Origin of the sequence: Blastomonas sp. CCH1-A6 (genome assembly GCF_001556365.1) — a bacterium.
GTDB classification, from domain to species: domain Bacteria; phylum Pseudomonadota; class Alphaproteobacteria; order Sphingomonadales; family Sphingomonadaceae; genus Blastomonas; species Blastomonas ursincola.
In genome coordinates this window covers 1-430 of sequence record NZ_LSIS01000112.1, presented here as the reverse complement: position 1 = coordinate 430, position 430 = coordinate 1, and the positions used below count along the sequence as shown (strand labels likewise).

1 protein-coding gene is annotated in these 430 nt (G+C 64.4%); it reads left to right on the top strand.

The features are described 5' to 3' along the window. Positions 1 to 430: lipid II flippase MurJ (locus AX735_RS04710; protein ID WP_446471779.1), on the top strand; the 430-nt coding region annotated here is incomplete at both ends.

Below are 430 nucleotides of genomic sequence, written 5' to 3'. Positions count from 1 at the left end.
CGGCGGCATTCTCAATTCGCTCAACCGCTTCTGGGTCAATGCCGCCGCGCCGATCCTGCTCAACATCTGCATGATCGTGGCCTTGCTGTTCTTCCGCGGCGATAACGAGGTCGAAACCGCGATCACCCAGGCGATTGCGGTCACCGTGTCGGGCGCGCTGCAGCTGCTCTGGCTGATCCTGTCGTGCCGCGCCAATGGCGTGGTGCTCAAGCTCTCGCGTCCGCGCCTGTCGCCCGACGTCAAGGCAATGCTGCTGCTGATTGCCCCTGCGGCGATCGGCCAAGGTGCGATCCAGTTCAACCTGCTGATATCCACCTCGCTTGCCGCGCGCTACCTGAGCGAAGGCGCGGTCTCGTGGATCTATTATGCCGACCGGCTGAACCAGCTGCCGCTCGGGCTGATCGGCATCGGCGTCGGCACCGCGATCCTG